This is a genomic window from Nonomuraea sp. NPDC003727 (assembly GCF_053586935.1).
The window spans coordinates 188,971-205,248 of sequence record NZ_JBSFNE010000015.1 but is presented as its reverse complement, the minus strand read 5'-3'; the positions used below and the strand labels follow the sequence as shown (position 1 = coordinate 205,248).

The following is a 16,278-nucleotide window of genomic DNA, read 5'->3' as shown; positions in this document are numbered from 1 at the left end:
GTGCCCACTCGGCGTTCGTCAGATCACCACGACCCATATGCCAAGAGTGACAAGACCAGCGCTCACCGTCAGGAGATCTAAGAAACAGCTCCTAGAGCAGTCCTGGGCGATCAGCCCACACCTCCGTCTCCAGGAAGTTCGAGATCTCCTTCGCGACGACGTCGGGCATCTCGAGACCACACAGGTGGCCAAGCTCGCTCAGCAGGACCGCACGGCCTCCGGGGATGCGCCGCACGTCGTCGAGCTGCTTGGCCTGATCCACGACGACGTCCTTCCCGCCGAGGATGTAGCAGGTCGGTACGCGTATCTCGGACAGCTCGCCGGCCTGGCTTGTCAGCGCGCCGCCGGCCAGCCAGCCGTGCCACATCTGTTCGGTGACGGTCAGCATGCTGCTTGTCAGACTCGACGTCTTCGACGGGTCCACGGAGATCGCCGCCACGCCTTGCGTGAGGGCTTCGGCATCGCCGTACGCGGCATCGAAACCGGCGATCACCTCGTCCCCGGCAGTCGTCCCCGCGGCGTTCCACGGAACGACACCGACCAGCGCGCGCACCTCGTCCGGGTGGTCAAGCGCGATACGCACCGCGATCGCACCGCCAAGGGAATAGCCGACCAGGCAGTAAGCGCCGCCGCCCGCGTCGTTGATCGCTTCGTTGATCGCTTCGTGCAGCGTCTCGGCCAGCGTGGGCAGCCTCCCGTCCGCCGGCGCGCGTACGGACCGGCCATGACCGGGCAGGTCGAAGATCAGGACGCGGAACCCGCTCAGGTGTCGCGCGATTCCGTTCATGAGGTCAGCCGAGGCGCCGAATCCCGGCAACATGACAAGTGTCAGAGGGCCCTGGCCGTGTTCCTCCCAGTGAATGCCTGAACCGGTGTGTGGCAGCGCGATCTCCTAGCTTGGGGGCATTTGTCGTCGTTGGCGTACACGTACGGCTTGAGCACATCGGCTAGGTCCACCCGCACCGCAGCCCGGTCCCGCTGTGCCGGCGGCACCGGGTCCCGCCATGGGCGCATCGTCTCGTTCAGTGCGTCTGGGCGGTGTGGCTCGCGGTGAAGGCCAGAAGAAGCGCGGCGGTCCGCGGCGGATCCTCCATGATGGGCGAGTGCCCGATGCCGGGCAGCAACTCGACTTTCGCGCCCGGAACGGCGCGGTATTCGGCGGCGGAGGAGGATCGCCATCTCCGGTCCTCCTCACCGAAGATCACCAGCAGCGGCTTGCCGAGGGGGATCAGCCGATCGGGGAGCGCGCGCTGATTCACGTAGTCGTCGCCGGTCTGCGTTGTCGCGATGAAGGCGTGGTAGGTCATACCGCGCACGTCGTCCACGACCGCCTGCGGGACCTGGTAGCCGGGGCGGCTGAACGCGGTGCTCGCGGCGTTGCGGATCAGGCTGTCGGTCCGAAGCCGCCACAGCAGTTGCCCGATGACGGGCTCGTACAGGAGCCCGCCGACGCCGCCGCTTGAGATGGCGGCGGCCAAACGGGGCGCGGTGTCGATGAGCACGAGCGAGGTCACCAGGTCGGGGCGTTGCTCGGCGAGAGCGGTGGCGACCGCGCCACCGGTGGAATGGCCGACCACTGAGGCGTGCTTGACCCCGAGCCGGTCCATTGCCTCACCGACCCGGCGTCCCTGCTCCGGCATCCCGTAGCCGCCGCCGGCCGGTTTGGCTGACCGGCCGTGCCCGAGCAGGTCGATCCGGATGACGCGATGGGACTTGGTCAGCAGCGGAACGAGCGCGTCCCACGAGCGGGTCGACGCGGCGAGCCCGTGGATCAGTACGAGTGCGGGGGCATCGGGGGGGCCGTCCTGGCGCACGTAGATGTTCCCGCCGTCGAGGGGCAGGGTCGGATTCCCGCTGGCCTCGATGCCCTCCCGCGTCACCACCACCGCGTTCACGAGAAGCAGTCCTACGACGACGACGAGGACGGCCGAGGCGATCAGGAGGCGCCGCCGGCGCCGTGCCACGCTGCTCACGTCAGCCCACCGGTGCGCAAACCGCAGATCGGCGGCGTGGAAACAGCGGGGTCGTCGAACCCCAGGGACATAATCATGGGCCTACTGTCGCCGCCGGTGCGCACCGGCGGCTTGTACAAATGTTCCGGCCAACCGAGCCGTTCACCCATGCGGGTGTTCGAGGAGGGCCGCCGCGAGCATGGCGGCGAGCCACTCCTCGTACTCGGCTTCACTCCATGCGCACACCTCGGTCAGCTTCTCGAAGTTCTCCGTCGAGGTGAGGACATAGATCCGCTCGGCCGCTCTGGCCGCGGGAAGGCCCGGGCGCAACGCGCCGAGAGCGTGCAGATGTTCGGCCGGTCCGCGGCTTCCCATCAGCCTTTCGCGTTCGATGCCGGCCAGGACGTCCTGGAGCCCCGTGTCGGCCGGAGAGGCGGCGGCCGCCGCGCGCAGGACCCGGTGCACGGGCTGGACGCGCCGGAGGACCGCGGTGGCCATGGCGGCGTACCGGGCCAGCTTGCGTACAGGGTCCGGCTCGTCGATGATCGCCTGGACCTCGGGGCGGGCGCTCTGCGGCAGGGGCCGGGCGTCCCCGGCCAGCGTGATGTCGTAGACGAGCTTGGCCAGTGCGGGTTTGCCGCCGGGGCAGGACGTGTACAGCGTCTGGACGGCCACGCCGGCTTCACGCGCCACTTCGGCCATCGTGGTGTCGGCGTAGCCCTTGCCGATCATCAGTTCCCGCGCCGCCGTCGCGATCTTCCGTCGCGTGGCCTGCGCGTGCTCCTGGCGCAGGGCGCTGGAGTAGGCGCGTCGCTTCTTCTGCTCAGTCATCGGTAGCCATGATTTCATTGACTAGAGACTCTTCTAATGAAAAAGTGCAATTCTAATTGAATCCTCGCCGGGGGAAGGACGCACCGTGTCCCTGGTTCTCACCGTGTCCAGGATGGTCGCGCTGTTACTGGTCGGCCTGTACGCAGGCGGTGTCTTCTTCGTGGTGATCGCCCCGTCCGTGACCCGGATGCCGGGGCCCGCGTACGTCAGGTACTGGCAGGCGCTCAACGCCGACTACGGCCGTGGCATGCCACCGCTCCTCCTGGCCGGCATCGCGGCGATGTTCGTCGTGTCGGTCCTGTCGTGGCGGCGCGGATGGCTCGTCTTCGGCGTCAGCTCGGCCGCCCTGATCCTGGTGATCCTCGCGGTCTGCCTCACCCTGGCAGGCATGGAACCTCTCAACCAGATCGCGAACAGCTGGGATCCCGACCGGTTGCCCGCCGACTGGCACGAGAGCCGACAACGGTGGGTCACCCTGCACCTCGTCCGAACGGCACTCGCCCTCGCGGCGTTCGCGTGCCTGATCATCGGCCAAGGCGTCGACCGCGCCGGGCCAGAGCACCTTGTTGCGCCCGGGCAGGCTGAGCGTTGATCGCGTCGCATCGCCGAAGGCATGCTCGCGATCCGTTCCCCCGCCCTTCCGAGACCGAGAAGGGAAATCCACATGGCACGATCCGCCTCATTGACCATGCCGGCGCTTTCACCGAGAACGGCGACCAGGTGATGGCCAGGTCGCTCATTGCCGTCGTCGCCCTGTCCGCGGCCCTGCTCGCCGCTTGCGGGTCGCCGTCCACCGACGCGGTGGGCGAAGCGGCCGCCGACCGGCCGCAACCGGCGGCGGACGGGTGCCCGCTCACGCCCGAGGCCCTCACCGAGGCCACCTCCTTGCGGTGGGAACTGAAGGAGAGGCGCGACGCGTACCCGCTGGAGACAGCAGAGTCGATCAAGGCGACGGTCTGCCTCTTCACATCGGCCGACGCCCCGCAGGAAGGCTCCGATCCGCTGACGATGCGGGTCGACCTGGTGGAGGGCGCGGACTCCGCCACCGTCAGGAAGAGCTTCACCGACACCTGTACCGAGAACGGCGGCAGCATTCGGAACTCGTCCGGGGCGCTGGTCTGCGACAGGAACGGCTCGGTCGTGGAAGGACTCGCCGGCGCCGGAGACCGGGCGATCAACGTCTACTGGGTCAATGCCGACACGTCCACGGCGGCCAAGTTCACCCCCGTCTTCGGCCGGATCCTCGCCGCAGTCGCCGACTAGGCCCAACCGCGATCTTCGATCAAAGGCTCGAACGGCACCGCGCGGCTCGTCGCCAAGGTGGTCAGCCTGGACGGCGCCGACGCCTGGTCGATGTGGGCACGGTTGCCGGATGAGGACCGCGCCGTGCTCGGCGAGCTGCGGTTTCGTCAGGAACCTGCCCGTGCGATTCCGGACGTACCGCTGGCTCGCCGACGACCGGTTCGACCCCGACCTGTTCGACCTGGTCGAGCACATGTCGCCGAGCAAGCACTGCTGAGCCGCATCAGCGCGGACCACCGATCACCTGAGCCCTTGTCACGATCATCCCGGAGCCGAGGCCCCCGCCGGAGGCACAAGACCTTGACCAGCCCCGCAGCGGCGGAGACTGTGGTTGGAGCGATCACGATGGAAGGGCGGACGCGTGCTGGGATTGGGCTGGTACGAAGTCCTGTCCATCTCGGCCCTGGTGTTGGCTGTCACAGTCACCATCGTTCTCCTACGGCGCCGGCACCGTTGACGCGAGCGACGGCGCGGCCCGAGGTCGGCGGGCTGCTTGGACGGCGTGCACGCCGGTCGGCGTGGCGGCCGGACGCTGCCGCCGACCGGGACCGGCCGCCAGGCCGCATGCCCAGGCGGCGGGCAAGCGCCAGGCCGCATCTGCGACCTACGTCGGCAGCGTGCGGCCATGCTCCAGATACAGGGTTCGCCCGATGTTGTGGGCGGTGATGGCGGAAGAGACCCGGCTGGCCAGTCGCTCGATCAGTAGGCCGTCCAGTTCCTCGACCGCATGGAAGTCGAAGCCCGCCAGCTCGCCGTCCCCAAATGTGATCTTGCTGAGAATCTCAGGGCTGAGCCGTCCACCGTCGAAGATGAACAGGATCTTGTCGCCCTCTTTGGGGTGGGGTGCCCAGTCAACGACGAGGAGGTCCCCGATGGGCGGTTGGATGCCGAGTTCTTCCTGAACCTCGCGCACGCACGCCCCGAAAGGGGTCTCCCCCGGCTCGACGTAGCCCCCAGGGATGTCGCGGTCCGACCTGTAGGTCGGCTTCACCAGCAGCACACGTCCGTGCTCGTCGAAGAACAGAGCGCCTGCGGCTACGCGGGCGGTGGCCATGGGCGGTGGAGCGTTCCCTTGGTCGCTCATGATCTCGACCATACGGGGTTCGTCGGGTGCCGTCATGCGACATGGAGACGCCGCGCGAGGCCGGCAAGGGACGGCTGGGCTCGCCCGGCCAGGCTCCATACGGCTCTGAGCTGCGGCGATAATCCACAGCCGTCCACTGGCGTCCGGCCCAGTCTGTGGCCGTCGTCACCCGGTTCGTCACCCAGAAGGCATCTCCTGGGGACAGGGCCGACACCCGACGCTCGTTCACCGACCGGGTCTCCGGATCCGTTTTGTCGGCGACTACTGCGATCATGCCGCTCACGCCATCAGAGGAGTGACCATGGCCGAGATCCCCGAAGAATTCTCCCGCTTCCCCGGCTACGAAACACTGGGTGAAATCTACTGCGTGTCCTTCGTCCGAAATCTCTCCCCCGAGGAAGTCCTCCGCCGGTTCGGCGTGAACGAGAACACCATGGAGGAGGTGGCATTCGATGAGCTGGACGAGCGCTCGGCGGAGAGCATGAGGGACGACGCGGCCGGATACATCGGCGCCGCCAAGGTTGGCGACTGGGCGGTGGTTGTCGAACCGGGGGGATGGCAGATCGCCGTCGACCCCGAGATATACGCCCGGGTCTCGCAAGGAACCGAGGTCGTGTCGGTCTGCTGCCACAACTACGCCTCGGACACCTTCGCCTACATCGTCGACGGCACGCCGGTCGTCTGGTTCGACCCGATGCTCCCGGACGCACGGTCAGGCAGTGATCCAGACCGCTTCGTCGAGGACATGCGCGCGCTCGGACTGGATCCCGACCATGACATCGACGGCCCGGGCATCGACTACCCGATTGAGAGGTCGTTCGCCCTGGCGAGCAGGATCACCGGCCTTCTCTTCTCCCCCGACATACTGAACCTGCGGTTCCTCGGCGCAGAACCCCTTGAGGAATGATCGGCGGGTCCACGCAGGGACTGGGCTGTCGGCGGGCTTGCGCCGACCTCGACAGGCGACTCCACCCGATCTGCTGCCGTCTGCACAGCCACTGTCCGATCCCAGGATCGGCCTCTCAGAACTCGTCGCACCCGGAGACCTGCCTGATCGGGAAGATATGCCGGTTGGCGGCGCAGATCGTCCCCAGAACGTGGATGGGCGTGCCCTCGGTGGAGTAGCTCGCCCGGAGCGCCTGGACGATCCACTCGCCGGGCTCAAGCTCCAGGACGGCAGCCCGTGATCCAGGTGTCTTCGGGGTGCAGCGGCCGGCGCGCATGCGAAGCACCCCCAGGGGCCGCGTAGCGGTGGGGCCGGCGGCGGAACGGCTCTGGGCCGCACCGCCCTCATGCACGAAGATGACGGAGATGCACGAGAGCGAAGGGTCTTCGGCTTTCCAGATAGCCTCGCCCGGGGACTCTGATCATGGACCTGGTCGCCGTTGATCGGCACTCCTAGGAGCGGAGGCGGTGCGCGCCGGGGACCGGCTGCTGGATGACGCCGTCAGCATCATGCAGAACATCCGTGCCATGGTCGCCACCTTCACCGCACGGGGTGAGGCCACATGACACTGGCTCACTTCCTCGATGGGCTCCGGTGCTCGGTCTGCCGCACCCTCAACGCGCTGTGGCTCGGCCCGGCCCGCGCCCTGGTCGAGTGCCGCGAATGCGGCCGGTCCGCGCACGTGACCGCCGACGACGGGAGGACTGCATGACCGAACGTTGCCTTCCCCGCGCCGTCCACCAGGCCATGCCGGTGGCCCGTGAGGTGGCCGTGGAGGTCGCCAAGCAGTACGGCGTGTGCATCCGGCCTATCCCCTCAAGCGGCTCGACGTCCACACGGGCCGCTGGGAGGTCGTGGACGTCCCCTGCGTGGCAAGATCGGCTTTCCGGCCTGCACTTCCATGATCTCCGGCACACCGGAAACACGATCGCCGCCAGTTCGGGAGCGAGCCTCAAAGACCTCATGCAGCGCATGGGACATGACTCAGTCCGGGCCGCGCTGATCTGCCAGCACAGCACGGCGGAGACCGACCGGAAGATCGCCGACGCCATGAAGTCCAAGATCGCACAGAACATCGTCGATGGGTCTTCGGGTAGGCCCTCCGGCGCCGGCTAATGGCACGGCAATGGCACAGCGGCATGCATCATGTGACCATGAACGCGCCCCGATCTAGCACGGACATCGTCGAATCCGGTTGGCGGTACGTTCGCACTGATGGACGTGTACGCCTCGAGCTGTTGGACGAAGCCTATGCCGAGCCACGCTTGAGGCAGTTGTTTCCCTGGACAGGCATGGGAGAACTCCACTTCAGCCGCTGCACGGGTTCTCGATGGACATGGGATATCCCATACATCGCACCCGCCGCGGGAGACGGCTACATGGTGTTGGGCCCTCGCCGCGGCGAGAAGGTGGGACCTGCGGCAACGCCGGCACAGGCCGTCGCGATGGTGGTGGAACGTCTTCCGCTTGATTGTGGCCCTGCCTTCGTGGGCACCCCTGACGAACTCGCTGCTCACGAGCGATCAACCGCCGATTCGTGAGGCATACGACGTCGCACGCTCCCCGCTGATCCATCAGCACGGCAGGGCCGACGCCGACCGGAGCATCGCCGACGCGATGAACACCAAGATCACCAGGAACGCACAAGACCTCCGGCAGAGGACCGCTGCATCAGCTAATGGCACGCTAATGGCACGAAGCCCCGTTTCCATGATCGGAAACGGGGCTGATGTCGCAGGTGGGCGGTACTGGGTTCGAACCAGTGACCCCTCGCTTGTAAGGCATGCCAGGAGAAGGCGGGATCTTGGGTGACGCGGGTTCTCGCCTCGGCAAACGTTCCGCCCAAATCCTCGGCTGTCCACGCTCGCCTCTGGCCGTTGTCACTCAGATGGGCACTCAGCGGGACGACGTGGCCGTGTTCCAGATGGGCCGTCCCCCGGCGAACGGGCGGTGGCGGCGGCTTTGAGAGGACTGACAAGGGCGCTCGATCAGGAGGATGGTGACGTCGGCGGCGCCGGATGGAGCGCCTCGGCATCACGTCGATCGGGAACTCGTCAGGCGCGCGATGCTTGGACGGTCGGCTCCGGAATGCCGGACTCTCTGGGCGGCTACGGGTCTGGGGCGCCGGATCGGAACAGAATGAAATATAACCAGAACCCGAGTAAATGTAACCAGTCCATGGTTACATTTACCTATGAGCCAGCACGTGCACGAGTTGGTCGCACGTCTCCGCACGACCGGGGGCGACTACGACGATGTCGAGGTCAAGTCGGCGGCAGGAGGGCTGCCGCAGTCGCTCGCCTCAACTCTGAGCGCGCTCGCAAACCATCCAGGCGGCGGGACGATCATCCTCGGGCTCGACGAGGCCACCGGCTTTCGTCCGGTCCAGCTGTCAGATCCGCAAGCTCTCAAGCAGGGCCTCGCTCACAAGGCTCGCTCGTTCTCGCCGCCTGTTCAGCTCACGATCAGCGACGCAGAAGTGGATGGGGCGCCGATCATCGTCGCCAGAGTGCATGAATGCGATCCGTCAGCCAAGCCGTGTCGGATCACGGCGTCGGGCACGGCATACATGCGGGGGTATGACGGGGACTTCCCACTGTCGGATTTGGAAGAGCAGGCATTCCTTGCCGCCCGTAAGCCACCGCTCTTCGACCGGCAACCCGTGACAGGAGCCACCCGCGAGGACCTGGACGGCGACCTTGTCACAGCATTCCTACGTTCGGTGCGCGAACGGGATCCCCACGGCCTCGGCCGTTTCCCTGACGATGTCGAGTTGCTCCGGCGTGCTGGAGTGACTCTGCCCGACGGCACTCCGACCGTTGCAGGTCTGTTGGCTTTGGGGGTCCATCCACAGGAGTGGTTTCCGCGCTTCGTCATCCAGGCTACGGCGGAGCCATTGCCGACCGATCCCGCAGGATCGCGAGCTCGGAATCAGACGACGATCACTGGGGCCATTCCGCGGATGCTGGAAGACGCCCTGCGCTGGGCGCGGCGAACCTTTGACACCAGCGTCGTGTCGGCTCCGGACGGGACCGTTCGTGATCAGCCCGCATATCCATACATCGCCTTCCGCGAGATCATCGCGAACGCTCTTATCCATCGCGACCTCGATCATTGGTCGGCTGGCATGGCCGTAGAGGTTCGGCTCCGCCGTGACCGGTTGATCGTCTCCAACCCGGGCGGTCTGTACGGCATCACGGTCGATCGGCTCGGCCGGGATGCCGTCACCTCCGCACGCAATGCGCGACTCGTTGCGATCTGCCAACACGCTCGCACGCCAGAAACAGGCGCGCGAGTGATCGAGGCGCTGGCAACCGGCATTCCGATCGTGGCCAACGCCCTGGCAGAGGCCGAGCTCCCACCTGCGCATTACATCGACGCCGCCATCCGATTCACTGTCGTCCTACGGCAGCAGGCAGTTCCCGTCATCCGCCCGGGCTCCGACCTGAACGAGACGGAGCTACGCGTCTACGACGCCCTGGCGGCCGGGACACGCAGTGTGGCTGACCTCAAGCAGGAACTGAACCTGTCCGCACCCAACATCCGCAAGGCACTCCGCGAACTGAGATCGAGAGGACTCGTCGAGCAACTGGGGGGCCAAGGACGGTCAACAACCTACCGGAGACTCTCGGAATAGGGGATTGCTGATGTCCTTGCACGCCGGTTCGCCCAGCCGGACAAGACAGGCCTGATGCCCAGGAGTTGGCCAGTTGGGCGACGCCTGATCAGGCAATCTCGCCGATGACGGCGAAACCCGCTTGCGCGGGCAAATGACCCGACAGCCCCGAAGGGTGATCGCCACGGGGTTTCTGATGCAGGTGGGCGGTACTGGGTTCGAACCAGTGACCCCTCGCTTGTAAGGCACCCTCGAAGAGGGCGGGACCACCTCGGATTGCGGGGCTCACCTGCGCTTACGGTCCAGGGTGATCCCCTCTAGTCCATGGTCGTACGAGGCGATTGTCACCCAGTTAGTCACTCAGAATTCGTCGTACCCGGAGACCTGGCCGATCGGGAAGATGTGCCGGTTGGCGGCGCAGATCGTCTCCAAGACGTGGATGGGCGTGCCCTCAGTGGAGTAGCTGGCTCGGAGGACCTGGACGATCCACTCGCTGGGCTCAAGCTCCAACGTCTCCCGCTCGAAGGGTGTCGGCGGCCTGGCGGTCAGGTTCTCCTCCGCGTGGCCGAACGTGTAGCCGAGTGCGGTCAAGGCTGACTGCAACGACGGCTGCACAAACTCGGGCTCAGCCAGCCTGGTATCGCCGAACAGGTCGGCGCGAAAGTAGCTGGTCGCGATTCTCACCGGCACGTCGTTGGCCAACATCATCTTGCGTCTCGCAACGATCTCCGCGCCCGGTTCGGTACGGAGGCAAGCCGCTACATGATCACTGGCGGGCTCCAGCCCGACGTACAGCATCCGCCGGTCGGCCTTGAGCCCCTGCCGCTCGGCCTCTGCGAGGAAGAGCGACTTCGAGCCTCGTACGGCTGGCTCGGTCGGCAACGCTCGCTGGACCAGCACCCTGGGGGCCGGAGACGCTGGCCCTTCTGGTGCGCGGGCCGCTGGCCCTCTCCTCATCTGCGAGATGCGGCCGGGAGACACGCCCAAGCGCCCGGCGATCTCTTCCAAACTCATGCCGGACTCGCGTGCCTCGGCGATCGCCTGGCGTCGCATCTTCGCCGCCTCGGTGACCAAACCCTGTTCCTCGGTCATGAGCCGACTGAGGATGCGGGCTCGTTCCACGGGGTCGCTCATCTGGGCGACTTCCCTCAGCGTCTTCAGATCCATCCGGGCAATGCCTCCTCAGCGACTGACGAGAGCCGGTTTTAGCCCCCCTATTGCGAGGGCTAAGGCCAGGTTCTACTCTCGACTTTAGCCCCCCTAAAGTGGGGGACTAAGTAGGACCCCCGCCATGGGAGCACGGTGCTGGAACACCGCCCACAACGGGGGTCCAGAACGCATCGAGAGCTTTGGGGCGTCAACGATGCAGAACCAGATTACTGCCGTGCCCAGGAACGGCAAGGAGTCACAAGCAGTGCTATCGGCAGACATACTGCGCGGCGCACTGCTGCGAGAGCACGACATACCGGCGGACACGCACGACGGGTACGGCATGGCGCTCGTCTCCGTCTGGGTCGGGCTGGTGGTGTGGTGCGACGGCGAGTGGTTCTGGTGGCGGTCGGGATGGGACGAGCGTCGCAAGCGTGCCGTCTACGCCTGCCACCCTGCGACCGACCCGTCACGCGCCGCTCGGCGGATCGCCTTCCGCTACGCCGATCTTCGGCGGACAGGGCCGTTGTCGGCCGTATCTGAAGACATGGGGACAGCGAGCAAGGCGCCGAGGTGACACCGCCTTGGTACACGCCAGGCGCGCGGGCCAAGATCGTGTACTTGCTGCACAGCCCTGCCCGCACCCGCGCTTCCGGCGCGTGGCTGGTGGGGCAGCGCGGCACCGTCGTCATGGTCCTGCGCAGCGGCACTCTTGCCCTGCTCGAACTGGACGACGCGGCCGACCGCCTGCCGGGTGGCATCCGACGGTGGCCGGTTCACTGGGATGACTTGCTCGTGTACGGCACGCAACCGGGAGCGGCCGACCCTACCGACGTCTACCGACTCGGGGTGTCCGGCGTAGGGCTGCACCTGGTGCAGCATGCCGTACCGCCTGACGCGACAGTCGGCCTGTGCGGAGAGCCAGCGTCCCCGCTGCCGGTGTGCGGCTGGTCGATGCCGTTCTCATCCACAGTCGCACGAGCCTGCCCGGTCTGTGTTCATCTGGCGGAGACCTGGTGAGCGTCGGGTCGGTTCTTCCCACGGCCACTCTTCCCCCCGCCCCCGATAGCTGCCAGATTGTGTGGCCCGACCGAGGTGTCCACTCCGTCTTCGGATGCCGTTGTGGTGCGGCTTCCACGTGGCCTTCACCCATGGCGCAGAGACGGAGTTGACGCCGACCGAGGGACACGAACAATGCGGTGTCGGGGGCGGGGTACGGACCTCAGCCCGTGATAGATGCGTCTTCGGAGTGGAGCGGCCGGCGCGCATGCGAAGCACCCCGTAGGGGCCGCGTAGCGGTGGGGGCCGGCGGCGGAACGGCCATCAACTCACTGCCTGGACGGAGAACTATGCGTGGTCTGTGCTTGTTGGTCGTCACGCCGCCAGGAGCGGGGGCGGTGCGCGCCGGGACCGGCCCCCAAGGCCGCACGCCCGGCGCGCAGGCCGCCCGGAGCGGGCGGCGGCGTGGCGAGCGGAGCGAGCCCTTGACCCAGTAAAGAAACTCTGAGCCACCTACAGCGCGAGCACGATCGGGCCGTCCGGGCTCATCTCCGGCCATCCGGTCTGCTCGTCGGTCGCGGGCTGGCTGTGGGTGTGGTCGACGGCGGCTTCGCTGATGGTGGTGGTCTCGAACTCTTCGGCGGCGGCTTTGATCTCGGTGGCCTCCAGCGGCTGGCCGTCGCGGCTGAGCATGATGCGACGGATCAGCAGGATGGGCGCTCCGACTTCCAGACGCAGGCGCAGGCGTTCGGTCTCGTACGGCATGCGGGCGGTGACGGTGGTGAACCACTCGATCGGGCCCCGGTCGGCCTGGATCAGCTCGTAGAACGGTTCATGCCTGGGCTGGACGCGGCCGTTCCTCTTCACAGGTGGGGGGATGACATCGGCGTTGGTGTAGGAGTTGACCTCGATGAAGCGCTTCTTGACGTGCATCCACAGGTTGAGCCGGTGCACGACCTTGTGGCCGAGGCGGGTGCCGAGCATCGCGGCGATCTCGCGGTTGGCGGGGATGGTGAGGGAGCGGCCGTAGATCTCGCCGCCTTGGCCGTCGTCCTCGCCGGGGATGGGCAGGCGGAGCCACCCCCAGGACTGGTTGATCTCGTTGAAGCGCAGGTCCACCAGGTCAGGGCGGGGCTCGGCACCGAGCAGGATCAGGAACCGGTCGGGGATGGTGCGGACGAAGGTGCCGCGTCCGCGCACGATGGTGACCAGTCCTTCGAGGACCAGGGTCTTGAGGGCCTGGCGGACGGTGGGGCGGGAGACGCTGTAGCGGCTGGCGAGCTGGGTCTCGCTGGGCAGCGGGCTGCCCGGGGTGTAGTGGCCGTCGAGGATGTCGGCGCGCAGGGCCGAGGCGATCACGCGCCAGATCGAGTCATCGATCTGCCCGAGGGGCTCGTCGGGAATGTCGTCGAATTCCATGCACTTTCCTTTCACTCGTCTCTCCACTTGTACTACAGGGTGACGTACCATCAAAGCATGACGCAACTTGTACTACATGCTGAAGCACTGGAGCGGCCTAGACGAGAGGACGGTGATGCGCCATGACAGCCCCTCAACCCGACTGGATGTCCGACTTAGCTCGCCTGATCAACGACCCCACATACGCCCGATGGCAGCGGATGGTCGCCGCAACCGGCGGCTGCGCCCGGCCCGTCCACCTGACCGGCGGCGCATCCATCGTCCACGCCGACACCGGCGAGATCCTGCACACCTACACCAGCGCCGATGAACCCGGCGGTCATCTGCTCAAAGCCTGCGGCAACCGTCGCGCCTCCGTCTGCCCGGCCTGCTCCGAGGTCTACCAGGCCGACACCTTCCACCTCATCCGCGCGGGCCTGTCCGGCGGCAAGGGCGTCCCCGAGACCGTCAGCGCTCACCCTCGCGCGTTCGTCACCCTGACCGCTCCCTCGTTCGGACCCGTCCACTCCCATCGCGACGGCCGCGCCTGCCGTCCTCGCAAGCCCGGCACCGTGTGCGAGCACGGGCGGCCGGTCGGCTGCCACACCCACCACCACCCGCAGGATGACCGGCTCGGTCAGCCGATCTGCCCCGGCTGCTACGACTACCGAGGGGCGGTGCTGTGGCAGGCCCATGCGGGCGTGCTCTGGCACCGTTTCACCCTGGCCCTCCGCCAAACCCTGGCCGACCAGGCAGGCATGAGCCGCCGCGCCCTCGCCAAGCTGATACGCGTCTCCTTCGCCAAGGTCGCCGAGTACCAGCGGCGCGGCCTGGTCCACTTCCACGCCATCATCCGTCTCGACGGCCCGGACGGCCCAGACCAGCAGCCCCCGGACTGGGCTGATCACCACCTGCTTGCACGAGCCGTCCCCATCGCTGCCAGTGCTGTCGAACTCCTCTCCCCCGCCAGCGACCTGGGCCGGTGGACCCTCGCGTGGGGTGACCAGCTCGACATCCGCCCCATCCTGCTCGACCCGAGCTTGGAGGGGCTGTCCGAACGGGCGGTGGCGGGCTACATCGCCAAGTACGCCACCAAGGGTGCCGAAGCCTCCGGCACCATCGATCACCGCTTGTCCTGCTCGGCCTGCCGTGGACGGGGCCGGATGAGCCCGATGGCCACCTGCGCGTTATGCCAGGGCACCGGACTCAAACCCGGCCTGCACCTGGACGCGCTCCCCGTCAGCGAACACGCCCGAACCATGATCCGCACCTGCTGGGACCTGGGCGCCCGCCCCGAATACAAGGCGCTGCGGCTGCGGCCGTGGGCGCACATGCTCGGCTTTCGCGGCCACTTCTCCAGCAAGAGCCGCGCCTACTCCCTCAACCTCGGCGACCTTCGAGGCGCACGCACCCGTCACCGCGCCGCGCAAGCCCGCCAGCAACACGGCCTGCCCGCCCTCGACGACGCCACCACCCTCGTCCTGGGCCACTGGCGCTTCGCCGGAATCGGCTACACCCCCGGCGAAGCGATCATCGCCGAACACATCCGCCAGCGCGTCCAGACCGCCCGCAAGATCGCCGCAGAGCGGGAGGAGCGATGACCGCGCCCATCCTGATGCACTCGCGGCGTCTCTACCGCGTCTGCGACGCCATGCGACTGCTCAGCCTGAGCCGCAGCGTGATCTACGAACTCATCCGATCGGGCCGCCTGCGCTCGGTCACCCAGGGCCGTACCCGGCTCATCCCCGCCTCGGCCATCGACGACTACATCGCCCTACTCGAACAGGAGGCACGAGCATCATGACCACGCGACGCGGCAGAGGAGACGGCGGCCTGCACTGGGACGAGCAACGCCAGCGCTGGATCGCCTCAGTGACGGTCGGCTACACCCCGGCCGGAAAACGCATCGTCAAGAAGGCCAGCGGCAAGACCAAGACCGAAGCCAAGGCCAAGCTCAAGGACATCATCCGTGACTACGAAGACGGCCTGGCCATCGCACCGGCCAACTACACGGTGGCCAACGCGGTCCGCTACTGGCTGGAGCACGGCTTGAGCGGCAGATCCCCGGCCACGGTCACCATGTACCACACGTACGCAGACAAGCACGTGTTCCCGGCGCTCGGTGCTCGCAAGCTTCGTGACCTGTCCGTGGAGGACGTCGATCGCTGGCTGGCGGGCAAGACCGACGAGTTGGGCACCCGGTCGCTCAAACTGATCCACGGCATTCTCAACCGCTCCGTCAAGAGCGCCATGCGGCGTGACTTGGTGAAGCGGAACGTGGTCGATCTCTGCGACATCCCGGAGGGTCGCGCAGGCCGACCTTCCAAGGCGCTCACCCTCGCTCAAGCCCTGGCCGTCCTGGCCGAGGCGGAGAACAGCGGCGAGCGCATCAGGGCGTACATCGTCCTCTCGCTGCTGATCGGCGCGCGTACCGAGGAACTGCGTGCGCTGCTCTGGTCCCACGTCGTCGCGTACGACGCAGAGCGCGACGCGTGGTTACCAGTGGCAGAGGCGGGATGGGACCACGAGGAATTCGCGATCTACGTGTGGCGCTCCGTCCGGCAGAAGGGCGACACGAAGACCGTGAAGTCCCGGCGATCGCTCAAGCTCCCCCGCCGCTGTGTGGAGGCGCTTCGCCTGCTCTGGGATGTACAGCAAGCCGCACGCGAGAAGGCTGGCAAGCGATGGCAGGACAACGATCTCGTCTTCTGCACGAGGACGGGAACGCCGGTCACCGCGCACAACGTACGACGCGACTTCCGCAAGGTGGTCGAGGCGGCGGGACTCACCGGACGGGAGTGGTCTCCGCGCGAGCTGCGGCACAGCTTCGTGTCGGTGCTGTCGGACTCCGGCGTCCCCATTGAGGACATCTCACGCCTGGTCGGCCACTCCAACACGGTGGTGACCGAGACGGTCTACCGCCACCAGATCCGGCCGGTGATCATGCAAGGAGCTGCGGCGATGGACAAGATCTTTGGGAGTTAGTCACTCACTTAGTCAC

19 protein-coding genes are annotated in these 16,278 nt (G+C 67.1%); 12 read left to right on the top strand and 7 right to left on the bottom strand.

Going from position 1 to position 16,278, the window contains the following annotated elements; translation table 11 throughout:
* Nucleotides 1-91: 91 nt before the first annotated feature.
* From ACWDLG_RS33930 to ACWDLG_RS33920, 3 genes are all read right to left on the bottom strand, one after another.
* A complete protein-coding gene (locus ACWDLG_RS33930; protein WP_449928019.1) occupies nt 92-820 on the bottom strand; it encodes an alpha/beta fold hydrolase in 729 nt (242 codons plus the stop codon).
* Between the two features lie 202 nt (nt 821-1,022).
* Nucleotides 1,023-1,973: an alpha/beta fold hydrolase gene (locus tag ACWDLG_RS33925; RefSeq protein WP_449928017.1), complete on the bottom strand. Its 951-nt coding sequence runs from the start codon at nt 1,971-1,973 to the stop codon at nt 1,023-1,025.
* 141 nt (nt 1,974-2,114) lie between these two features.
* Nucleotides 2,115-2,783, bottom strand: a complete 669-nt coding sequence (locus ACWDLG_RS33920) for a TetR/AcrR family transcriptional regulator (protein ID WP_449928015.1) — start codon at nt 2,781-2,783, stop codon at nt 2,115-2,117.
* An 85-nt stretch (nt 2,784-2,868) separates the two neighbouring features.
* Here ACWDLG_RS33920 and ACWDLG_RS33915 point away from each other — a divergent pair, with 85 nt between their 5' ends.
* The 3 genes from ACWDLG_RS33915 (at nt 2,869) to ACWDLG_RS33905 (ending at nt 4,302) form a co-directional block, all read left to right on the top strand.
* The gene (locus ACWDLG_RS33915; RefSeq protein WP_449928013.1) at nt 2,869-3,375 is read left to right on the top strand and encodes an anthrone oxygenase family protein; all 507 of its coding nucleotides are present in this window, start codon (nt 2,869-2,871) and stop codon (nt 3,373-3,375) included.
* 131 nt (nt 3,376-3,506) lie between these two features.
* The gene (locus ACWDLG_RS33910) at nt 3,507-4,046 is read left to right on the top strand and encodes a hypothetical protein (RefSeq protein ID WP_449928011.1); all 540 of its coding nucleotides are present in this window, start codon (nt 3,507-3,509) and stop codon (nt 4,044-4,046) included.
* A gap of 109 nt (nt 4,047-4,155) precedes the next feature.
* On the top strand, nt 4,156-4,302 hold the full coding sequence (locus tag ACWDLG_RS33905) for a hypothetical protein (RefSeq protein WP_449928009.1): 147 nt from the start codon (nt 4,156-4,158) through the stop codon (nt 4,300-4,302).
* 387 nt (nt 4,303-4,689) lie between these two features.
* On the opposite strand, the gene ACWDLG_RS33900 is transcribed toward ACWDLG_RS33905, so the two are convergent.
* A complete protein-coding gene (locus ACWDLG_RS33900) occupies nt 4,690-5,169 on the bottom strand; it encodes an NUDIX domain-containing protein (protein ID WP_449928007.1) in 480 nt (159 codons plus the stop codon).
* Nucleotides 5,170-5,470: 301 nt separating this feature from the next.
* Here ACWDLG_RS33900 and ACWDLG_RS33895 point away from each other — a divergent pair, with 301 nt between their 5' ends.
* Nucleotides 5,471-6,076 carry a DUF6461 domain-containing protein gene (locus ACWDLG_RS33895; RefSeq protein WP_449928005.1) on the top strand — a complete coding sequence of 202 codons (606 nt, stop codon included), beginning with the start codon at nt 5,471-5,473 and terminating at the stop codon, nt 6,074-6,076.
* A gap of 115 nt (nt 6,077-6,191) precedes the next feature.
* Here ACWDLG_RS33895 and ACWDLG_RS33890 read toward each other — a convergent pair whose 3' ends face one another.
* The gene (locus tag ACWDLG_RS33890; protein ID WP_449928003.1) at nt 6,192-6,392 is read right to left on the bottom strand and encodes a hypothetical protein; all 201 of its coding nucleotides are present in this window, start codon (nt 6,390-6,392) and stop codon (nt 6,192-6,194) included.
* 431 nt (nt 6,393-6,823) lie between these two features.
* Here ACWDLG_RS33890 and ACWDLG_RS33885 point away from each other — a divergent pair, with 431 nt between their 5' ends.
* The 3 genes from ACWDLG_RS33885 to ACWDLG_RS33875 all read left to right on the top strand — a co-directional run bounded on the left by ACWDLG_RS33885 (nt 6,824) and on the right by ACWDLG_RS33875 (nt 9,752).
* Nucleotides 6,824-7,231 (top strand): hypothetical protein, encoded by a 408-nt coding sequence (locus ACWDLG_RS33885; protein WP_449928001.1) that lies wholly within the window; start codon nt 6,824-6,826, stop codon nt 7,229-7,231.
* Nucleotides 7,231-7,656, top strand: coding sequence for a DUF6193 family natural product biosynthesis protein (locus ACWDLG_RS33880; RefSeq protein WP_449927999.1), 426 nt, complete (start codon nt 7,231-7,233; stop codon nt 7,654-7,656). Before ACWDLG_RS33885 ends, ACWDLG_RS33880 begins: the two co-directional genes overlap by 1 nt.
* Before the next feature lie 653 nt (nt 7,657-8,309).
* On the top strand, nt 8,310-9,752 hold the full coding sequence (locus ACWDLG_RS33875; RefSeq protein ID WP_449927997.1) for an ATP-binding protein: 1,443 nt from the start codon (nt 8,310-8,312) through the stop codon (nt 9,750-9,752).
* Nucleotides 9,753-10,091: 339 nt separating this feature from the next.
* Here ACWDLG_RS33875 and ACWDLG_RS33870 read toward each other — a convergent pair whose 3' ends face one another.
* Nucleotides 10,092-10,898, bottom strand: a complete 807-nt coding sequence (locus ACWDLG_RS33870; RefSeq protein WP_449927995.1) for a UTRA domain-containing protein — start codon at nt 10,896-10,898, stop codon at nt 10,092-10,094.
* 247 nt (nt 10,899-11,145) lie between these two features.
* On the opposite strand from ACWDLG_RS33870, the gene ACWDLG_RS33865 reads away from it, so the two are divergent.
* Together ACWDLG_RS33865 and ACWDLG_RS33860 are read left to right on the top strand one after the other, a co-directional pair.
* The gene (locus ACWDLG_RS33865) at nt 11,146-11,457 is read left to right on the top strand and encodes a hypothetical protein (protein ID WP_449927993.1); all 312 of its coding nucleotides are present in this window, start codon (nt 11,146-11,148) and stop codon (nt 11,455-11,457) included.
* The gene (locus tag ACWDLG_RS33860; protein ID WP_449927991.1) at nt 11,454-11,900 is read left to right on the top strand and encodes a hypothetical protein; all 447 of its coding nucleotides are present in this window, start codon (nt 11,454-11,456) and stop codon (nt 11,898-11,900) included. Before ACWDLG_RS33865 ends, ACWDLG_RS33860 begins: the two co-directional genes overlap by 4 nt.
* Nucleotides 11,901-12,392: 492 nt before the next feature.
* Here the strand turns inward: ACWDLG_RS33860 and ACWDLG_RS33855 are convergent, their stop codons facing one another.
* A complete protein-coding gene (locus tag ACWDLG_RS33855; RefSeq protein ID WP_449927989.1) occupies nt 12,393-13,298 on the bottom strand; it encodes a GntR family transcriptional regulator in 906 nt (301 codons plus the stop codon).
* A gap of 146 nt (nt 13,299-13,444) precedes the next feature.
* Here ACWDLG_RS33855 and ACWDLG_RS33850 point away from each other — a divergent pair, with 146 nt between their 5' ends.
* The 3 genes from ACWDLG_RS33850 to ACWDLG_RS33840 are packed head-to-tail and all read left to right on the top strand — an operon-like array spanning nt 13,445 to nt 16,262.
* On the top strand, nt 13,445-14,878 hold the full coding sequence (locus ACWDLG_RS33850; protein WP_449927987.1) for a replication initiator: 1,434 nt from the start codon (nt 13,445-13,447) through the stop codon (nt 14,876-14,878).
* The gene (locus ACWDLG_RS33845; protein ID WP_449927985.1) at nt 14,875-15,081 is read left to right on the top strand and encodes a helix-turn-helix domain-containing protein; all 207 of its coding nucleotides are present in this window, start codon (nt 14,875-14,877) and stop codon (nt 15,079-15,081) included. The genes ACWDLG_RS33850 and ACWDLG_RS33845 overlap by 4 nt, the downstream gene beginning before the upstream one ends.
* Nucleotides 15,078-16,262 carry a site-specific integrase gene (locus ACWDLG_RS33840; protein ID WP_449927983.1) on the top strand — a complete coding sequence of 395 codons (1,185 nt, stop codon included), beginning with the start codon at nt 15,078-15,080 and terminating at the stop codon, nt 16,260-16,262. Before ACWDLG_RS33845 ends, ACWDLG_RS33840 begins: the two co-directional genes overlap by 4 nt.
* The last annotated feature ends 16 nt before the right edge of the window (nt 16,263-16,278 follow it).

Excerpts from the sequence above, each read along its gene's own strand:
- ACWDLG_RS33875 (WP_449927997.1), top strand. The coding sequence starts at position 8,310 with ATGAGCCAGCACGTGCACGAGTTGGTCGCACGTCTCCGCACGACCGGG.
- ACWDLG_RS33885 (WP_449928001.1), top strand. The coding sequence starts at position 6,824 with ATGACCGAACGTTGCCTTCCCCGCGCCGTCCACCAGGCCATGCCGGTG.
- ACWDLG_RS33930 (WP_449928019.1), bottom strand. The coding sequence starts at position 820 with ATGTTGCCGGGATTCGGCGCCTCGGCTGACCTCATGAACGGAATCGCG.
- ACWDLG_RS33850 (WP_449927987.1), top strand. The coding sequence starts at position 13,445 with ATGTCCGACTTAGCTCGCCTGATCAACGACCCCACATACGCCCGATGG.
- ACWDLG_RS33910 (WP_449928011.1), top strand. The coding sequence starts at position 3,507 with ATGGCCAGGTCGCTCATTGCCGTCGTCGCCCTGTCCGCGGCCCTGCTC.
- ACWDLG_RS33870 (WP_449927995.1), bottom strand. The coding sequence starts at position 10,898 with ATGGATCTGAAGACGCTGAGGGAAGTCGCCCAGATGAGCGACCCCGTG.
- ACWDLG_RS33840 (WP_449927983.1), top strand. The coding sequence starts at position 15,078 with ATGACCACGCGACGCGGCAGAGGAGACGGCGGCCTGCACTGGGACGAG.
- ACWDLG_RS33920 (WP_449928015.1), bottom strand. The coding sequence starts at position 2,783 with ATGACTGAGCAGAAGAAGCGACGCGCCTACTCCAGCGCCCTGCGCCAG.
- ACWDLG_RS33900 (WP_449928007.1), bottom strand. The coding sequence starts at position 5,169 with ATGAGCGACCAAGGGAACGCTCCACCGCCCATGGCCACCGCCCGCGTA.
- ACWDLG_RS33895 (WP_449928005.1), top strand. The coding sequence starts at position 5,471 with ATGGCCGAGATCCCCGAAGAATTCTCCCGCTTCCCCGGCTACGAAACA.
- ACWDLG_RS33890 (WP_449928003.1), bottom strand. The coding sequence starts at position 6,392 with ATGCGCGCCGGCCGCTGCACCCCGAAGACACCTGGATCACGGGCTGCC.
- ACWDLG_RS33880 (WP_449927999.1), top strand. The coding sequence starts at position 7,231 with ATGGCACGGCAATGGCACAGCGGCATGCATCATGTGACCATGAACGCG.
- ACWDLG_RS33845 (WP_449927985.1), top strand. The coding sequence starts at position 14,875 with ATGACCGCGCCCATCCTGATGCACTCGCGGCGTCTCTACCGCGTCTGC.
- ACWDLG_RS33855 (WP_449927989.1), bottom strand. The coding sequence starts at position 13,298 with ATGGAATTCGACGACATTCCCGACGAGCCCCTCGGGCAGATCGATGAC.
- ACWDLG_RS33905 (WP_449928009.1), top strand. The coding sequence starts at position 4,156 with ATGAGGACCGCGCCGTGCTCGGCGAGCTGCGGTTTCGTCAGGAACCTG.